10 protein-coding genes are annotated in these 14,874 nt (G+C 53.7%); 6 read left to right on the forward strand and 4 right to left on the reverse strand.

Going from position 1 to position 14,874, the window contains the following annotated elements:
• Positions 1 to 2,586 carry a metallophosphoesterase gene (locus KI379_RS21270; RefSeq protein WP_212984846.1) on the forward strand — a complete coding sequence of 862 codons (2,586 nt, stop codon included), beginning with the start codon at positions 1 to 3 and terminating at the stop codon, positions 2,584 to 2,586.
• A 66-nt stretch (positions 2,587 to 2,652) separates the two neighbouring features.
• On the opposite strand, the gene KI379_RS21275 is transcribed toward KI379_RS21270, so the two are convergent.
• Complete coding sequence (locus KI379_RS21275) at positions 2,653 to 2,982, reverse strand: ArsR/SmtB family transcription factor (protein WP_105445150.1); 330 nt, start codon at positions 2,980 to 2,982, stop codon at positions 2,653 to 2,655.
• A 254-nt stretch (positions 2,983 to 3,236) separates the two neighbouring features.
• Here KI379_RS21275 and KI379_RS21280 point away from each other — a divergent pair, with 254 nt between their 5' ends.
• The 3 genes from KI379_RS21280 to KI379_RS21290 all read left to right on the forward strand — a co-directional run bounded on the left by KI379_RS21280 (position 3,237) and on the right by KI379_RS21290 (position 6,280).
• Complete coding sequence (locus KI379_RS21280) at positions 3,237 to 3,866, forward strand: HD domain-containing protein (RefSeq protein WP_212984847.1); 630 nt, start codon at positions 3,237 to 3,239, stop codon at positions 3,864 to 3,866.
• A 289-nt stretch (positions 3,867 to 4,155) separates the two neighbouring features.
• Complete coding sequence (locus tag KI379_RS21285) at positions 4,156 to 5,172, forward strand: phosphodiester glycosidase family protein (RefSeq protein ID WP_212984848.1); 1,017 nt, start codon at positions 4,156 to 4,158, stop codon at positions 5,170 to 5,172.
• 31 nt (positions 5,173 to 5,203) lie between these two features.
• Positions 5,204 to 6,280, forward strand: coding sequence for a bifunctional glycosyltransferase family 2/GtrA family protein (locus tag KI379_RS21290; protein WP_212984849.1), 1,077 nt, complete (start codon positions 5,204 to 5,206; stop codon positions 6,278 to 6,280).
• A 129-nt stretch (positions 6,281 to 6,409) separates the two neighbouring features.
• Here KI379_RS21290 and KI379_RS21295 read toward each other — a convergent pair whose 3' ends face one another.
• Positions 6,410 to 7,102, reverse strand: a complete 693-nt coding sequence (locus KI379_RS21295; protein ID WP_212984850.1) for a hypothetical protein — start codon at positions 7,100 to 7,102, stop codon at positions 6,410 to 6,412.
• Positions 7,103 to 7,393: 291 nt separating this feature from the next.
• Here KI379_RS21295 and KI379_RS21300 point away from each other — a divergent pair, with 291 nt between their 5' ends.
• Positions 7,394 to 8,179 (forward strand): hypothetical protein, encoded by a 786-nt coding sequence (locus tag KI379_RS21300; protein WP_212984851.1) that lies wholly within the window; start codon positions 7,394 to 7,396, stop codon positions 8,177 to 8,179.
• A gap of 79 nt (positions 8,180 to 8,258) precedes the next feature.
• On the opposite strand, the gene KI379_RS21305 is transcribed toward KI379_RS21300, so the two are convergent.
• The gene (locus tag KI379_RS21305; protein ID WP_212984852.1) at positions 8,259 to 12,287 is read right to left on the reverse strand and encodes an endo-1,4-beta-xylanase; all 4,029 of its coding nucleotides are present in this window, start codon (positions 12,285 to 12,287) and stop codon (positions 8,259 to 8,261) included.
• 386 nt (positions 12,288 to 12,673) lie between these two features.
• On the opposite strand from KI379_RS21305, the gene KI379_RS21310 reads away from it, so the two are divergent.
• On the forward strand, positions 12,674 to 13,561 hold the full coding sequence (locus tag KI379_RS21310; RefSeq protein WP_212984853.1) for an ADP-ribosylglycohydrolase family protein: 888 nt from the start codon (positions 12,674 to 12,676) through the stop codon (positions 13,559 to 13,561).
• A 72-nt stretch (positions 13,562 to 13,633) separates the two neighbouring features.
• Here KI379_RS21310 and KI379_RS21315 read toward each other — a convergent pair whose 3' ends face one another.
• Entirely contained in the window at positions 13,634 to 14,812 is a 1,179-nt protein-coding gene (locus KI379_RS21315; RefSeq protein WP_212984854.1) for an epoxide hydrolase family protein, read from the reverse strand.
• Between the last annotated feature and the right edge of the window lie 62 nt (positions 14,813 to 14,874).

A 14,874-nucleotide genomic window follows, 5' to 3' on the forward strand; every position in this document is an offset into this window, starting at 1 on the left:
ATGGAAATCCGCACAAAAATGCATACCATCTTCATGCTCGTCGGTTCCACGGAATGCGGCAAAACGACGTTTGCCCAAGACGTGCTGATTCCGGGACTGCGGTTTGAGGATGAGACATCGAAATTAAAAGCAAACATACAATATCTGTCCTCCGACCGGATCCGCCAGGAGGTGCTCGGATATGATTACGATAAATACGATCAGGTGATGCTGGAGGCGAGCGAGCAGGCTTTTCACCTGCTGTTCGAGCGGCTGAAGATGGTTACGTCGTTTCCGGTCAATGCCGATTTCGTGGTGGTGGATACGACGGGGCTGGCGGAGGATTTTCGCGAAAAGGTGCGGGAGATCGCCCGCAGCAATCATTACAATCTTGAGGTCATCGTCTTCGATTACCGGAAAAGGGAGGACTACTACGCATCGGAGCGCTCCAAACGGCTCATCACGAATCATATCAACCGCCTGAAAAAAGACGTGCTCGGCGCGCTGCCGCGCGAAGGCTATGACAAGATCCATAAGGTGCGGACCAAGGACTTTTACCGGCCTGAAGAAAGCACGGCCAATCCCGACTACCGCGTGATGATCGAGGATTTGGAGGCTTACCGGGAAACGGTTCTCCCGCATGGCCCGCAGTACATCATCGTGGGGGATGTCCATGAGTGCGTGGAAGAGCTGAAGGGTCTGCTGCTGAGCTACGGCTTCCGGATGGAGGCAGGCAAGCTGCTCGCAGGGGAGAAGCTAAGGTCTACGAAGGTCATCCTGGCTGGCGACTGGATCGATAAAGGCAAGCAGACGCGTGAAATCATCGAATTTCTGTACGAGAATCAGGAGCATTTCTTGTTCGTGTTGGGGAATCACGAAAATTTCGTCTACAAGTACCTGCGGGGCGAGATCCAGGGCGTGGATCAGAAGCTGCTGCAGACATATTTTGATTCCACCGAGACACTGGCAAACGATGCTGAGCTGCTCCGGAAATTTAATGAACTGGTGGAAAAGGCAAAACCCTTTTACCGCTATGTAGGAACGGATGGCCCTTCCTACTATGTAACGCATGCACCCTGCATGAAAAAGTATATCGGCAAGCTGGACGCCCAATCGGCCCGCCATCAGCGCAATTTCCGCATCGACCGGGAGGCGCCGCTGGAAGAGCAGCTGTCCTTCCTGAAGGATGAGGCGGTCGGAAACCACCCGTATCATATCTTCGGTCATGTGGCCGCCAAGCAGGCTTTCCGGATCCGCAACAAAATCCATCTCGACACCGGCGCCGTGCATGGAAACGGGCTGACGTCCGTGACGGTTTCGTTCAAACCGTTCATGAAGTCGCATAAGTCGCGCACATCCGTGCTGACCGAGGAACTTCCGGTGCTGTTCCAGGAAAAGCGAAAGGTATCCGTACAGGATTTGGGGGAGGACGATATCCGCAGGCTGCATTACTGTTCCCGGCATAAAATCAACTTCATTTCCGGCACGATGTCCCCGGCGGATAAAAATATGGAGAGAAATGAGCTGGAGTCGCTGAAACGGGGCTTGGACTATTTCAAGGAGAACGGTGTCCTGAAGGTGGCGCTGCAGCCCAAATATATGGGATCGCGCTGCAATATTTATTTGCATCTCGACATAGAGCAGTCCTTCGCGGTAAGCCGCAACGGTTACAAGGTGAAGCAGGTGGATCTGACGGAAGTCTACCATCGGCTGCTGGCCAAGTTCGGCCCTTATATGCAGGAGCTGGGAATCCGCATGCTCATCCTGGACGGCGAGCTGATGCCGTGGAACGCCCTCGGTGAAGGGCTGATCCAGCGGCAGTTCAAGCCGATCGAGAAGGCGCTGGAGGGCGAGCTTTCCTTTTTGCAGGACCATGGTTTCGAAACCGCTCTGCAGTCATTGACCGAACAGTATCAGGCCAGCGGCTTCGAGCAGGATCAATATCGCATGCCTAAAAAAGACCTAAGCGACAAATACGGCGCCAACGTGTACCAGAACTACAAGCATATGCACGAAATTGTGGAGAAGTCCGTATCGTTGGCACAGCATATCGAAGCTTACGAAACGTACAAAAGACAGCTGGAGCTGTATGCGGAAGCTGGGGAGATGGAGTATAAACCGTTCGCCATCTTGAAAATCGTCTTTGAAAACGGCGGGGAAGAATTGCCGCAGTGGACGACATCGGAGATGTACGGCTTCTTGTCGGACGATGAATCGGTTTCGCTTGATTTGTCCGAACCGGAGAGTTATGAAGAGGCGGAGCGGTTCTTTGCCAAGCTGACGACGGAGAAGCACATGGAGGGCGTCGTTATCAAGCCCGAGGCTTGGAACGGCCGGACGGTACCGTACATGAAGGTGCGCAACCCGGACTACCTGTCCATTATTTACGGCTACGACTACCGGTTCCCGCATAAGTACCGGAAGCTGCTGAAGCAGAAGAGCATCGCCCGCAAGCTGCGGATTTCGCAGAATGAATACCGGCTTGGCCTCCGGATGCTCGGCGTGAAATATGACGAGATCGAACCGATGCATGCGGCGTACCAGGAAGCGGCGGCCAATCTGCTGTTTGAGGTGGCCCAGGAGCAGGAGATCGATCCACGGCTGTAGCGTTCGATTCTCCCCCCAAGTAGATCCATGAGAAAGACCACCTCTATGGGTGGTCTTTTTAAGGACTCATTCTTCTTCCTCCTCTAAAAGTTGCTTCAAGCGCAGCATATTTGTACTCCAGAACTGGGTATAATAAGCCACCCAATCTTGAATTTCCTGGAGCGGGGAAGCGTTCAGCCTGAATCGCGTTTCTCTGCCGACTTTCCGGTCAACGACCAGTCCGGCCTCTTTCAGGATGGTCAAATGCTTGGATACCGCTGTCCGGCCCATCTGGAAATGTGGCGTCAGTTCATGAAGCGGGAGCTCCTCCGCCTCGGATAACAGACGAATCAGTCGGCGTCTGGTTGGATCAGCAACGGCGTCAAATACATCCCGGTTCTCATTGTTCTCGCTCACAGCACTCTCTCCTAAGCTATATTGTCGTCTCATGATGTGACACCTTTTGGTGACAGTTTAATTGTATGACACCATTTGGTGTCGTGTCAATGTTTTTGCCATGTGAAATGGGACCGCCGCCGGGGTATCCCGTGTATAACCATTCGCTGGTTCCCAATAACTTCTTGCGTCACTTTACGGTCCTTTTACAAACCGAATGTATACTAGAAATACAGCAGTATATCAACCATTTTACACAAAGAAAGGGTGCAGCTATGGGAATTCATACGTACTTTCAATCGCTGAACGACCTCGAACGCATTATTCGTTGTCCCGGCAAGTTCAAATTTGAAGAGCACAGCGTTTCCGCCCATTCCTGGAAGGTTGTCCAGTACGCCAAAACGCTGGCTGACATTGAGGAAACCAACGGAGTCACGGTGGACTGGAAGAAGCTGTACGAAATTACCAGTAGCCATGATTACGGCGAGATTTTTATCGGGGATATCAAAACGCCCGTGAAGCACCACTCCCTCGAACTGCGTGCAATGCTTCAGCAAGTGGAGGAAGGCATGGTCGCTCATTTCATTGATGAGCATATTCCGTCTGAGTTTCAGCCGATTTTTCGCAGACAACTGCGCGAAGGCAAGGACGATTCCGTCGAAGGCAGAATCCTGGAAGTGGCCGATAAACTGGATCAAATCTACGAGGCCTTTACAGAACTGCAGCGCGGTAACACGGAAAAAGAGTTCGTTGTCATGTATAGAGATGCCCTCATCAAAATTAAAGGAATCAAGCTTCATTGCGTCGACTACTTTTTGCAGCATATTCTCCCCGATTTAGTCAGAGAAGGATCCAGATCCCCGATCGATATCGAGAAAATCACGAAAGAAGCCTTAGCCACATAAGTCATGATTTGCATCATTGGTTGTATCCTCCTGCCTTTCAATCTTTTTGAACCTCAGTTCATCCTCTCAAGCTTTACAGCTGCAATAGATTTCTCCTCTCTTTTTAAAAAAACATTTCCCTACATATACGCTTCTCAACCAAGATAAGGCCATGCCGCTCTATGGCCACCTTCGTCAGATCCCCGCTTTTTGCACCATTCCATCAGCTTCATATCCCATTTAAGTTCCATTTAAATATTCGGGTTTACTCTAGGGCTATCCCATTACAGCCACAAGGAGTAAATCATCCATGAACAATAAGAAAAAAAAGTCCAAGCGCATTCTGCTCATCAGCCTCACGCTGTCTGTTGCCACGGTCGGCGGCATCCTGTACGGGCTGGCCGACCGGTATTTGATCCCGCATGTGGAGGAGGTCGTTGCCCAGCCCAGCACGGCAGCAGCCATATCGTCGTCCGCTTCCGGTAGGCAGTCGGCGGGTACAACGAAAACAGCTGCTACGAATACATCGACGAATACAGAATCTGCGGCATCCACGGCCTCAGCGGCAAACGCAACCTCTGACGACTGGAACTACAAGAGCGATAACGTCGATATTTCGATCAAGCAAGTGGAGACCGGTACGGGTGCGGATAAAATTACGTATTACGTCGCCGATGTTCAGCTGAAGGACGCGTCCAATCTTCGGACAGCCTTCGCGGACAATTCCTTCGGCCGCAACATTACCGAGCATACCTCGGAGATCGCATCCGCCAACAATGCCATTCTTGCCATCAACGGGGACTATTACGGGTTCCGGAATGACGGCGTCGTCATCCGTAACGGCACCTTGTACCGTGATGAGCCTGCGCGTGACGGGCTGGCGCTGTTCGGTGACGGCACGATGAAATCGTATAACGAGGAGGAGGTTTCCGCCGAGGATTTGCTTGCCCAAGGGGTAACGAATACCTTTTCGTTTGGACCGGTTCTGGTGAAAGACGGCACAGCGGTGCAGGATTTCGATAACGTCAAAATCGATACCAACTTCGGCAACCGCACGATCGACGAGGCCAATCCGCGGACGGGGATCGGCATCATTTCGCCGAATCACTACGTGTTTGTCGTGGTAGACGGGCGGCAGCAAAATTACAGCCGGGGCATGACGCTGAACGAGTTTGCGAATCTGTTTGAGGACCTGGGAGCGACCGAGGCCTATAACCTCGACGGCGGCGGTTCATCGACCATGTACTTTATGGGCCGGGTCGTCAACAGTCCTGGGGGCAAAGGCCAGGAGCGCGGCGTCAGCGACATTATTTATGTTGGCGAATAACGGACCGACGAAGCTGAAGGAGGCTACGGACATGACAACCGTATTGATTCCGGCCTATGAGCCTGACGAGAGACTGCTGCAGCTGATTGCTGACCTGAAAGCGGCTTGCCGCTGCAGGATCGTCGTGGTCGATGACGGCAGCGGGGAGGCCTATGGGGAGCTGTTTCATTCGGCTCGCGAGGCCGGCTGCATCGTGCTGACCCACGACCACAACCTTGGCAAAGGGCGGGCCTTGAAGACCGGCTTCGCCTTCCTGAAGAAGGCGGGTGAAGTGGGAGGGATTGTCTGCGCGGACAGCGACGGACAGCACCTTCCGTCCGATATCGTCCGGATTGCCGCGGCGGTCGACGAGCATCCGGACCATATCGTGCTCGGCTGCCGGCATTTTACCGGCAGGGTACCGCTGCGAAGCCGGTTCGGCAACCAAGCGACCCGTCTGGTGTACACCTTGACGACCGGCCGCTCCGTCACGGATACGCAGACGGGCCTTCGCGGCTTCTCGCCGGCGATGCTGGACTGGCTGTGCGGCATTCCGGGCGACCGTTTTGAGTATGAAATGAACATGCTGCTGCAGGCACGCGGAGACGGTTACCCGATCCATGAGGTGCCCATTGATACCGTCTATCTGGAAAAGAACAAGTCGTCCCATTTCCGCCCGGTGGCGGACTCCATCCGAATCTATGCCCCTATCCTAAAGTTTTGCTCTTCATCCGTACTCTCGGCAGGGCTGGATTTCCTAATGCTCTTCGTGCTTCAGTTCGTTACCGGCAGCCTGCTGGCCGCCGTAGTTGGTTCACGGTTGTGCAGTGCCATATTCAACTATGCTATGAACCGCCGCTATGTATTTGTGAAAAAGGACGCCCTCCGGCTGATCGAATCGGCTCCGAAATATTTTGCATTGGTCGCGCTGATCATGGGATTGAATTACGGGCTGTTGGTATTGTTCCACGAAATGGTGGGGATTCCGCTTTTCATCGCCAAGCTGCTCACCGAGGGCTCCTTGTTCGTGTTCAGCTACTGGTGCCAGCGCAAATTCGTGTTCCGTTCCCGGTCGCAAGCCGGAGGCAGGCCGCCCAAAGCTTATTTTAAGAGATATAAGAAAGTGTGAGCCTCGTATATTTCGGGTTCCTTATATCGCAAGAGGTAGTTCCGCTAAATACGGGCCACCGGATTTCTATAAAAAGAGCGATCCAATACGGACCGCTCTTTTTCGTCGATTTATGCTGTTCGAACAAGTTTAGCTTCTATTAAATTCCTCGTTTAAACGGCTCACGTAATGTTCCAGCACGTAGTCCCTCACAAATTTTTCCTTAGCCTCGCTGTCCTCTTTCCTTTGAAACAGCACGTTTCTTTTCGTTCGTTCCGGCGCAGGCTTGCTAAGCCAGAGCTCCAAGGCCTCGCTCTCCAGCTGACGCTTCACCCTTCGTTCCGTTAGGTGATCCGCCTGTTTCCGGCTCTGGGCTTGAACCGCTGGGGACAAGGACGCCGCCGCTTCGGTCTGCTTCATAAGGAGCTCGGTAAGACGTTCGACTTTTTCCTGCTCACGCTGCAGCAGTTCGAGCAGATGCTGATTAAATTGCTCCTGGTTGTTAAAGCGATCGATCACGGATTTCTCCAGTTCTGACAAGGCTTCGGCAAGATTATCGCTCACGCGCTCATCCTTATGGACGCTGGTATCGCTCACGGTCGTGATCGTGGATGACTGGCCCAGCAGCACCTCCTCGACCTGCTCCCCGTTCAGCCCCTTGGAGTATTCGTCACGGATCCGGGCCAGCGTGGGAATAGACGCGGAAGATATCAGATAACTTTTATGCTGCTTTTTCGTATGCAAGTGATGTCCGTGCCGGTCCATGTATCGCCTGATTGTTGGCTGAGGGATTTCAAGCTGTCCCGCCAAATCGGAAACTTTCAGCCATTGCTCATCGCTCATGTGCGCTCACTCTCCCATCATCATACGCTCATAGCTGATATATTCTGGACGCGGGGGGCTTTTTCCTTCGAGAGTGGAGCAATTAGCTCACTCAATCGTTCATGGCTGGGGTGGCTGGACTTCAAGAGCCGGATTATTCTGTCCTCGGCATTCCCGGGGCGTTACTTCTTACGACTAGCAGCGTTTATAGATAAGAGGTTACGATATTTTCAAATCATAACAACCATTTCTTAAATTATATGGAAAATAGAACATATATAATGATGTGCATCAACTCGCGAAAGTGAGAGGATGGTCATTAACAAGCTCGCATTATTTTCGGCTTCGATTTTATTGTTCGGTTTTCTTGTGGGTTGCAGCAAAGATCAGACGATAAGCAGTCCCTCAACAGGTACGGAAGCAACAACAAAATCTCGGGTAACAACGAATTCACAACTAGAGAACCATATGAATACGGCGGGCCCGTCACTGGATGCGAAATCTTGGTCTTCGGAGAACAAGGAGGTAAAGCTGACGCCGGTTAAGGAAGGGCAATATTCGTATGAATCTGTAGCCGTTGATGTGAATGGTGTGAACAAGGCATTCGACTGGAGCTTTTCGACGATTGAGGACCCGCGGATTTACTACACGGATGTTACCGGCGACGGGAGGGAAGAAGCGGTGATCATCCTTAATAAGGGAAAAGGGACAGGACTGAATATTGATGAATTACATGTGCTGGATGGGAGGGCTCTCTCCGAAATCCAAGTGCAAAGCTACCAGGAGATTGTCGCCGGCCAGATCGAAACGGGGGTTACCCGGAAAAATGATCAGACTTTGGCCATTAAGGTAAAGTCACAGGGAAAAGAACATCAATTTGATTATCAGGTTGCCGGTATAAACTTTAAACAGGACAAGCTTAGTTTTGGTGGCGTCGTCTATTATTGGATGAAGAATCAACAAATCGTCACCACGTTAGGTGCGAGCGTTGGCATTTCTCCGCAATACGTAGGCGATTTTCAGATCACCTATAAATTCGATCCTGCAGAAAATAAATTGATTGCTGATCAAATCAGATTTGAACCTGTTCACAGATAAGATGATCTGGGGGTTAAAAAGGAGACACCGGTCAACTAACCGGTGTCTCCTTTCCATTTCGAAGCATGACTCCCCAATGCTACAACTTCCAAATCCGATACAAAATGACCGCCGCCTCAGCCCCGGTAAGAGGACCTTGCGGCGAGATCTTACCGTTGCTGCCGGTAACGATGCCGGCTTTCACGAGCACAGCCGCACTATCCTTGGCGTAGCCGGCAATGCTTGCGGCGTCGGCGTATGCGCTCAGGCTTCCGCTGCCCTCAACTGTTTTTCCGGCCGCTGTTAACGCGCGTGCAGTGAGCACCATCATCTCCTGGCGGGTGATCGGGCTGTCTGGCTTGAAGGTACGGTCTGGCAAACCAACCGCAATGCCCAGCTCATTGGCAGTGTTCAACTCGCTACGATTATAAGCGATTGGATCGACATCGCTGAATGCGGTTTTCGGGATGCCTGTACCTTGGAGCTCCAGCGCCCGAACCAGAAGGGCTACGAAGTCGGCCCTTTTGATTAACGCTTCAGGAGAGAAGCGGCTCTCGGACATTCCATGGATGACTCCGCGGGCGGCCATGGCGTCAATGGCTGGCTTGGCCCAAGGGACATTTTGCAGGTCTGTGAAGGCCGTGGATGCATAGGCGACCGCATAAGTACTGAAATGGGTGGTGTGGAAAACCACCGTTCCGGTGGCGGCATCATAGCGGCCGTTAGGAATAGGGGTCGCCTGGCCTTGGCCGTCGACATACCAAACTACAATCTGATCCGGATGGCTTAACTCCTCAGCAGTCGGCTTGTATGGGATTTCCACCGTCACAGGTGCTGCAGGATTGCTCCATTCCAAGGTTCTGCCGCCTGCTGCAAGGCTCAGCTCGATCACCGGACGGCTGCCGATCCGTTCACGATTGGCTGCGCTTAGGTTCAAATGGTCCGTCGAGGCGGTTCCGATGCGGACGGATACCTGCCCGGATAGATCTGTCTGATTGGATAGCATGCCGCTTGGAATTCGAATGATTGTGGAATCCGTCTTCAGCAACAGCTCGAAGGATTCTTTTCCACTAAGGCTTTGAGCCGGGAGCTGGACTTCAACAGAACTGGCGCCGGGCGGCTTTGCCGCTTCGATCACGATTTGCTTCTTCCCATTGCCGGGAACAGCCGCTTGCTCCAGCGCTTTTTTCAGGTTGTCGGCAGAAATGGTACTCACGGCACGTCCGTCTTGGATTTTCGCTTCCGGCTTGATTGTAACGACACCATCGGTGCTCACGGTAATCCCGGTTTGCGGGCTGCCGCCGCCGTTGCTGTTATTGCCGCTGCTGTTGCTGCCATTACCGCTTCCGCTATTGCCGCCGTTACCACCGTTGTTTCCGCCACCGCTCTCATTGCCTGAGCCATTGTCGCCCGGATTGGCGGGTTTGCCGGTGAGGGTCAGTACGCCGAACACGGATGGATCCTGGTAGCCGTTGCCGGTCGTGTCGTTCCATGCGGCGACGCTTTGACGGGCGCCGTCTTTCGCGTCATTGACCTGGGCGTCGAAACCAAGCTTTAGCTGATTGGCTGGCGTTACCGTCTTGAGCGGAATTTTCATTTCTACGGTGTAGTTTGTGCCGGCTGCTTTGGTCGCCGACTCGAAGCCATCTGCGATCTTGGGCGGACTAAAGGAAGTTTCGTTATCAAAGTTGATACGGAACTGCCCGTCGTCATCCTGGTAGAACGTAGTTTTTGCGTTGTTCTCGTCCAGGAAAACTTCGACGGAGTCCTGCTCCCATGCGTTCGCGCTGGATTTGTCCAGCTGTGTGTCGCTGACCTGGATCAGCACGTACAGGTTGTGGTCGTCCCAGAGCGCTTTGGCTGTGCCCGTCGCGCCCTGCCACGCCATCTGATAGCGGTTGACCGGCATGGCGGCCGCTTGGTTCCATACCGCGTCGACCGTCCCGTCAATCACCGGCGTGCCGTACGCCGCGGTGGATTGGTTGGCATTACCCGACTCGGGCGGATGCTCCGTGATAAATTTGTCCGGATCAATGACGCCGTAGTATGCCGGCTTGGCTTGAAGATTTTTATCAAACAACAGCGGATTTGATGAAGCTCTCCAGCTTGTACCGTCGTCCATTCCCCAGAAGGTGACCCGGCTGATGTCGGCGGCATGGTCCTTGAATATCTTCATTAATTGCGCGTACAAGTAGCCCTGGGCGTTGGCCAGCTTCTCGGGGAGTTCGTAGTTGCTGCCGGCCTGGATGTCCAGCTCGCTGATGCTGACCTCGACCCCTAAGGAGATGAACTTCTCCAGGGAAAGCTTCACATTTTCCGGATTTGTGTTCACATTGTAGTGCCCCTGCATGCCGACACCGTCGACCAGCTTCTTGCCGGGATGTGCTTCGGCATATCTGTCGTTCATGGCTTTGACCATGTTATAAATGGCCTGGGCCTTATTCTGGTTGTCTTCGTTATAATCGTTGTAATACAGCTTGATATCCCAATCCGGATGATCGTCCAGCACTTCCCTGGCCGCAAGGAACGCCTGCTCGACATAGTCCGGCCCGATCGCGTTATACCAAGGGGATTTGCGTAAAGACTCCTCCCAATTCGCAGGATTCGGCGGGTTGTCGTTCATCGCTTCGTTGACAACGTCCCAGGAAATCACCTTGTCGCCGAAATGTTCCATGACAGTTCGAATATGGGTCCGCAGGTTGTCCAGCGCTTCCTCGCGGCTCAGAGGGACCGTGTTACCCTGCGCGTCCTGAGCCGTATTCATCCACGCCGGCGACTGCTGATGCCATACCAGCACATGCCCGTGCATCTGCATGCCTGCAGCCCGAACTTTATCGACCATGGCATCGGCTGCAGTGAACGTGAAGCTGCCCTTCGTCGGCTGCAGCGCATCCGGCTTCATGGCGTTCCCCGCCGTGGCGACGTTGTGATGCATGGTTAACAGCTCCAGCCGTACGCCTTCCAGATCCTCCGCCGAGATGGCGTTTCCGATCAGAAAATCGTTTTGGTACGCGTTCTTGAGAGGGACCAGATCCTTCTGGATTTCAACCGGCTTCGAGCCGGTTTTCTCGAAGCTGATATCGTCGATATAAAAGGAGGCTTCCGCGTTGCTCGAACTTTCCACGTAGAGGGTCAAGTATTCGCCGCCCACGCTGTTGTAACGGTACGTTCCTTCAAATTGGACCCAGCCGTCATCGGTGCTGATCGTTTTGGGGGCCAGGGTCACATAATTCGCGCTGCCACCGCTGCCGATCTGGGTGGATAGCTGAATCTGTGAGCTGGCGGGGCTGATTAGCTTGACCCAGGCCGATATTTTATACTCGGCGCCTTTATCCACGTATTTCTCCACGCGCAGTGATGGTCCATGCCAGGTAGCGGTCCGTCCTTCCACTTTGAGGGCGTACGTACCGTCCGGTGTGTGGTTGGCTTCATCGGTGACGGTTAGCTTCTCCGTGCCGGATCGGCCTTCAAAGCCACCGGGGGTCTGATCCTCAAAAGTGATCGTGCTAAAAGGCAAGGCCGGATCTCTAGGCGGTTCTTCGTTTCCTCCCCCGTCGGAGTCAGCCTTTTCGGTGATGAGGATGTCGCCTAGGTAGAAGGGGACTGTGGCACCGGTTTCATTAGAGTTGATGCGAAGAGCCTTATCATTGCTCGTATCTACGGTGAACTCTTTGGTCAAAGTGACCACTTTTCCGGCCTCATAGTTCGCTTCCGCATAATTTCCGTAACTGTCAACCGTTTGAAGCGCCGCTTTGGCATCGGCAGGCACGGCTGCACTGGAATCCACATATACGGCTGCCGTCACGGTGTACGTTTTGCCATTTTCGAGCCCCAGATCGGCAAATTTGAAATCAGCCGCGTCCCAGTTGTTGACCCGGTTATTTACATAAAGAGCGCCTCCATCCTCATTCCCGTCAAAAACTTTGTCTGATACCTGCTCGAGGCTGGCGCCTCCCGATTGAACGGCTTTGCCAATCCCGTCCGCAAAGGTTTCATGGTACACTACCGTTACCGTATCGGCATCCGGCTGCTCTGCATCCGCGTTTACATCCGAGGCCAGCCAGCCCGACGGCATCATCAGAGCCGCGGCGATTATGGCCGAAAAGGCTTGTTTCATCCATTTACTCATTCATTGCACTCCCCCTGCGTCAAATGTTATTTATTAAGCGCTTTCATTTTTGCTCGGCGAATCCTCCTTTCCCGCCAAGATGATACCATTCGCCTGAAACGCGCGTCTTACAGCAAATGAAAGGAGATACCGTGCTTTTTTTATATATTTCTGAGAGCAGAAGAAAGGGGGAATCACGCGAAGTTCGGTCGGCCGGGCCGCCGGAAGTTCGCTGCATCTATGGAATGGATGATGTAGAATATGCATAGGCAATGAAGATTCGGGCAGAGGTGGGGAATTATTGAGGATTTTCTATTCGCTTATCCCACTAGCCTGCACTTGCTATAATCATAGCTAATAGAACGACTGGACTTCTTTTCCAGATGATCAGAACAGGGGGTGTTCGCATGCAGGACCAAATGCTCGACCGCTTGAAGGGCGGCCTCTTCGGCGTGGCTGTGGGTGACGCGCTTGGCGGAACGACGGAGTTTATGAGTGTCCGGGAGGTAAAAGCTCAATACGGCTATTTGACGGAGATCATCGGCGGCGGGGTATGGCAGCTCGAACCGGGGGAAGTAACCGACGATACGATGATGACGCTCTGCGTGGCAGAAGGGATTCTGGAAAATCCCGCGGAGCCGCTGGAGGCGATCGGGCGTCATTTTCTCGAATGGTATCAATCGCGGCCCAAGGACATCGGGAACATCATCCGGCATGTGTTTGAAAAATATGAGGGCGATTGGCTCGAAGCCGCTTTTATTGCTCACGCAGACATGGGTCAGAGCGGCGGGAACGGCTCCTTGATGCGATGCCTCCCGGCTGCGCTGGCTTACAACGACCCGGCTGAGGTTGAGCGGGTAACGATCATGCAATCACGAATGACGCATTACGATCCAAGGTGCGCGGAAGCCTGCGTTATTTATAATCGCATTGCCGATCGTCTATTGCGGGGAGAGGACCCAAGCGAAGCCATCTTGGCTGAGATCAAAGGCAGCGAGTATGAAGGAATGATCGAAGACGAACCAGACTGTCCTCCCAGCGGGTTCGTGGTCCATACGTTCCGATGGGTGCTGCATATTCTGCTTCACGCGACCGACTTCAGCGATGCGGTGCAGCGGGCCGCTAACCTGGGCGGCGATTCCGATACGATTGGAGCGATCGCCGGCGGGTTGGCGGGCATCTATTACGGCTATGAGGGGATCCCGGCGAAGTACACGGATACCATTCTGATCAAGGATCGGCTAGACCGGGTGGTCTCGCAGCTGTATGCGTTGAGGAATTCATCGTCATCGTAAAAAGAAGCCGCAGCAATAAAAGGATAAAAGGGCACCGCTCAGGTGCCACCCTACATCTATCCACTTTAACGGTTACAGCACATTCCGAAAAAACGTACGGATGTCCTTGATCATCAGTTCCGGCGCGTCGATCGCGGCAAAATGCGTACCCCGCTCGAACTCGCTCCAATGCACGATGCGGTTGCCCTGCTCGGCAAAGCGGCGGATCGCCACATCGGATAACTGGAATACCGCGACACCTACAGGAGTTGGCGACAAGTCTTTCGGAGCCCAGGCACCCGGGTCGTGTGCGCCTTCGTAATACATGCGCGTAGAGGAGTTTGCCGTTCCCGTCAGCCAGTACAGCATAAGGTTGGTAAGGAACGTATCGCGGTCCACAGCATCGACCGTATCGCCAAAACCGTTAAACAATTCGCAGGTCCAGGCCAGAAGTCCGGCCGGAGAGTCGTGAAGCCCGTAAGCGAGCGTCTGCGGTCTGGTGGACTGGATTATGTTAAACCCGAATCTTTCCTTCATAAAATGCCCCAATCGACCGACCCGCACCTTCTCAGCATCGGTCAGCGATGCAAATACAACGTCTTCGATAGCCCCGAACGGCACAAAGCCCATGGTCGCCGCGTTGACATGCACCCCGATGACGCGGCCGGCGGCGATGCGGCCGATTTCCGGTGCGATCATGGCGCCCATATCCCCGCCCTGCACGCCGTACTGCTCATAGCCGAGGAGCGTCATGAGCGCATCCAGCGCTTGGGCTGCCCGGGATGGGCTCCAGCCCGTATCGGTTGTCGGGCCTGACAGGCCAAAGCCCGGCAGCGAAGGGATGACCAGGTGAAAGGCATCTGCGGCATCGCCGCCATACGATGTCGGATCGGTCAGCGGACCGATCAGCTCCAGGAATTCCACAGGGGAGCTGGGCCATCCGTGAATGAGCATGAGCGGCACTGCACCCGGCTCGGAGGAACGAATATGGAAGAAGTGGATGTTCGCACCGTCAATCGTCGTCGTGAATTGAGGATAGCTGTTGAGGCGCTGTTCCTGCTTGGTCCAATCAAAGGAATGCTCCCAGTAAGCCGCCATGTCTTTCACAAAAGAGAGCGGTGCTCCGTAATTCCAGCCTGCCCCCGGAAGCTCATCCGGCCAGCGGGTCATGCTTAGGCGCTGCTTGAGGTCCTGGAGCTCTGCCTGCGTCGTTTCCAAGCGGAAGGGGCGGATCGTACCTGGATTGGTTTGACTACTAGCGAACATTTTCATCTTTAACATCCTCCTTGGGGGTTCTTATGTCTTTACTGTAGGCGCCCCACCTTGACAACAGT

The organism is Paenibacillus cineris (assembly GCF_018333335.1).
Classification (GTDB): Bacteria; Bacillota; Bacilli; order Paenibacillales; family Paenibacillaceae; genus Paenibacillus_AQ; species Paenibacillus_AQ favisporus.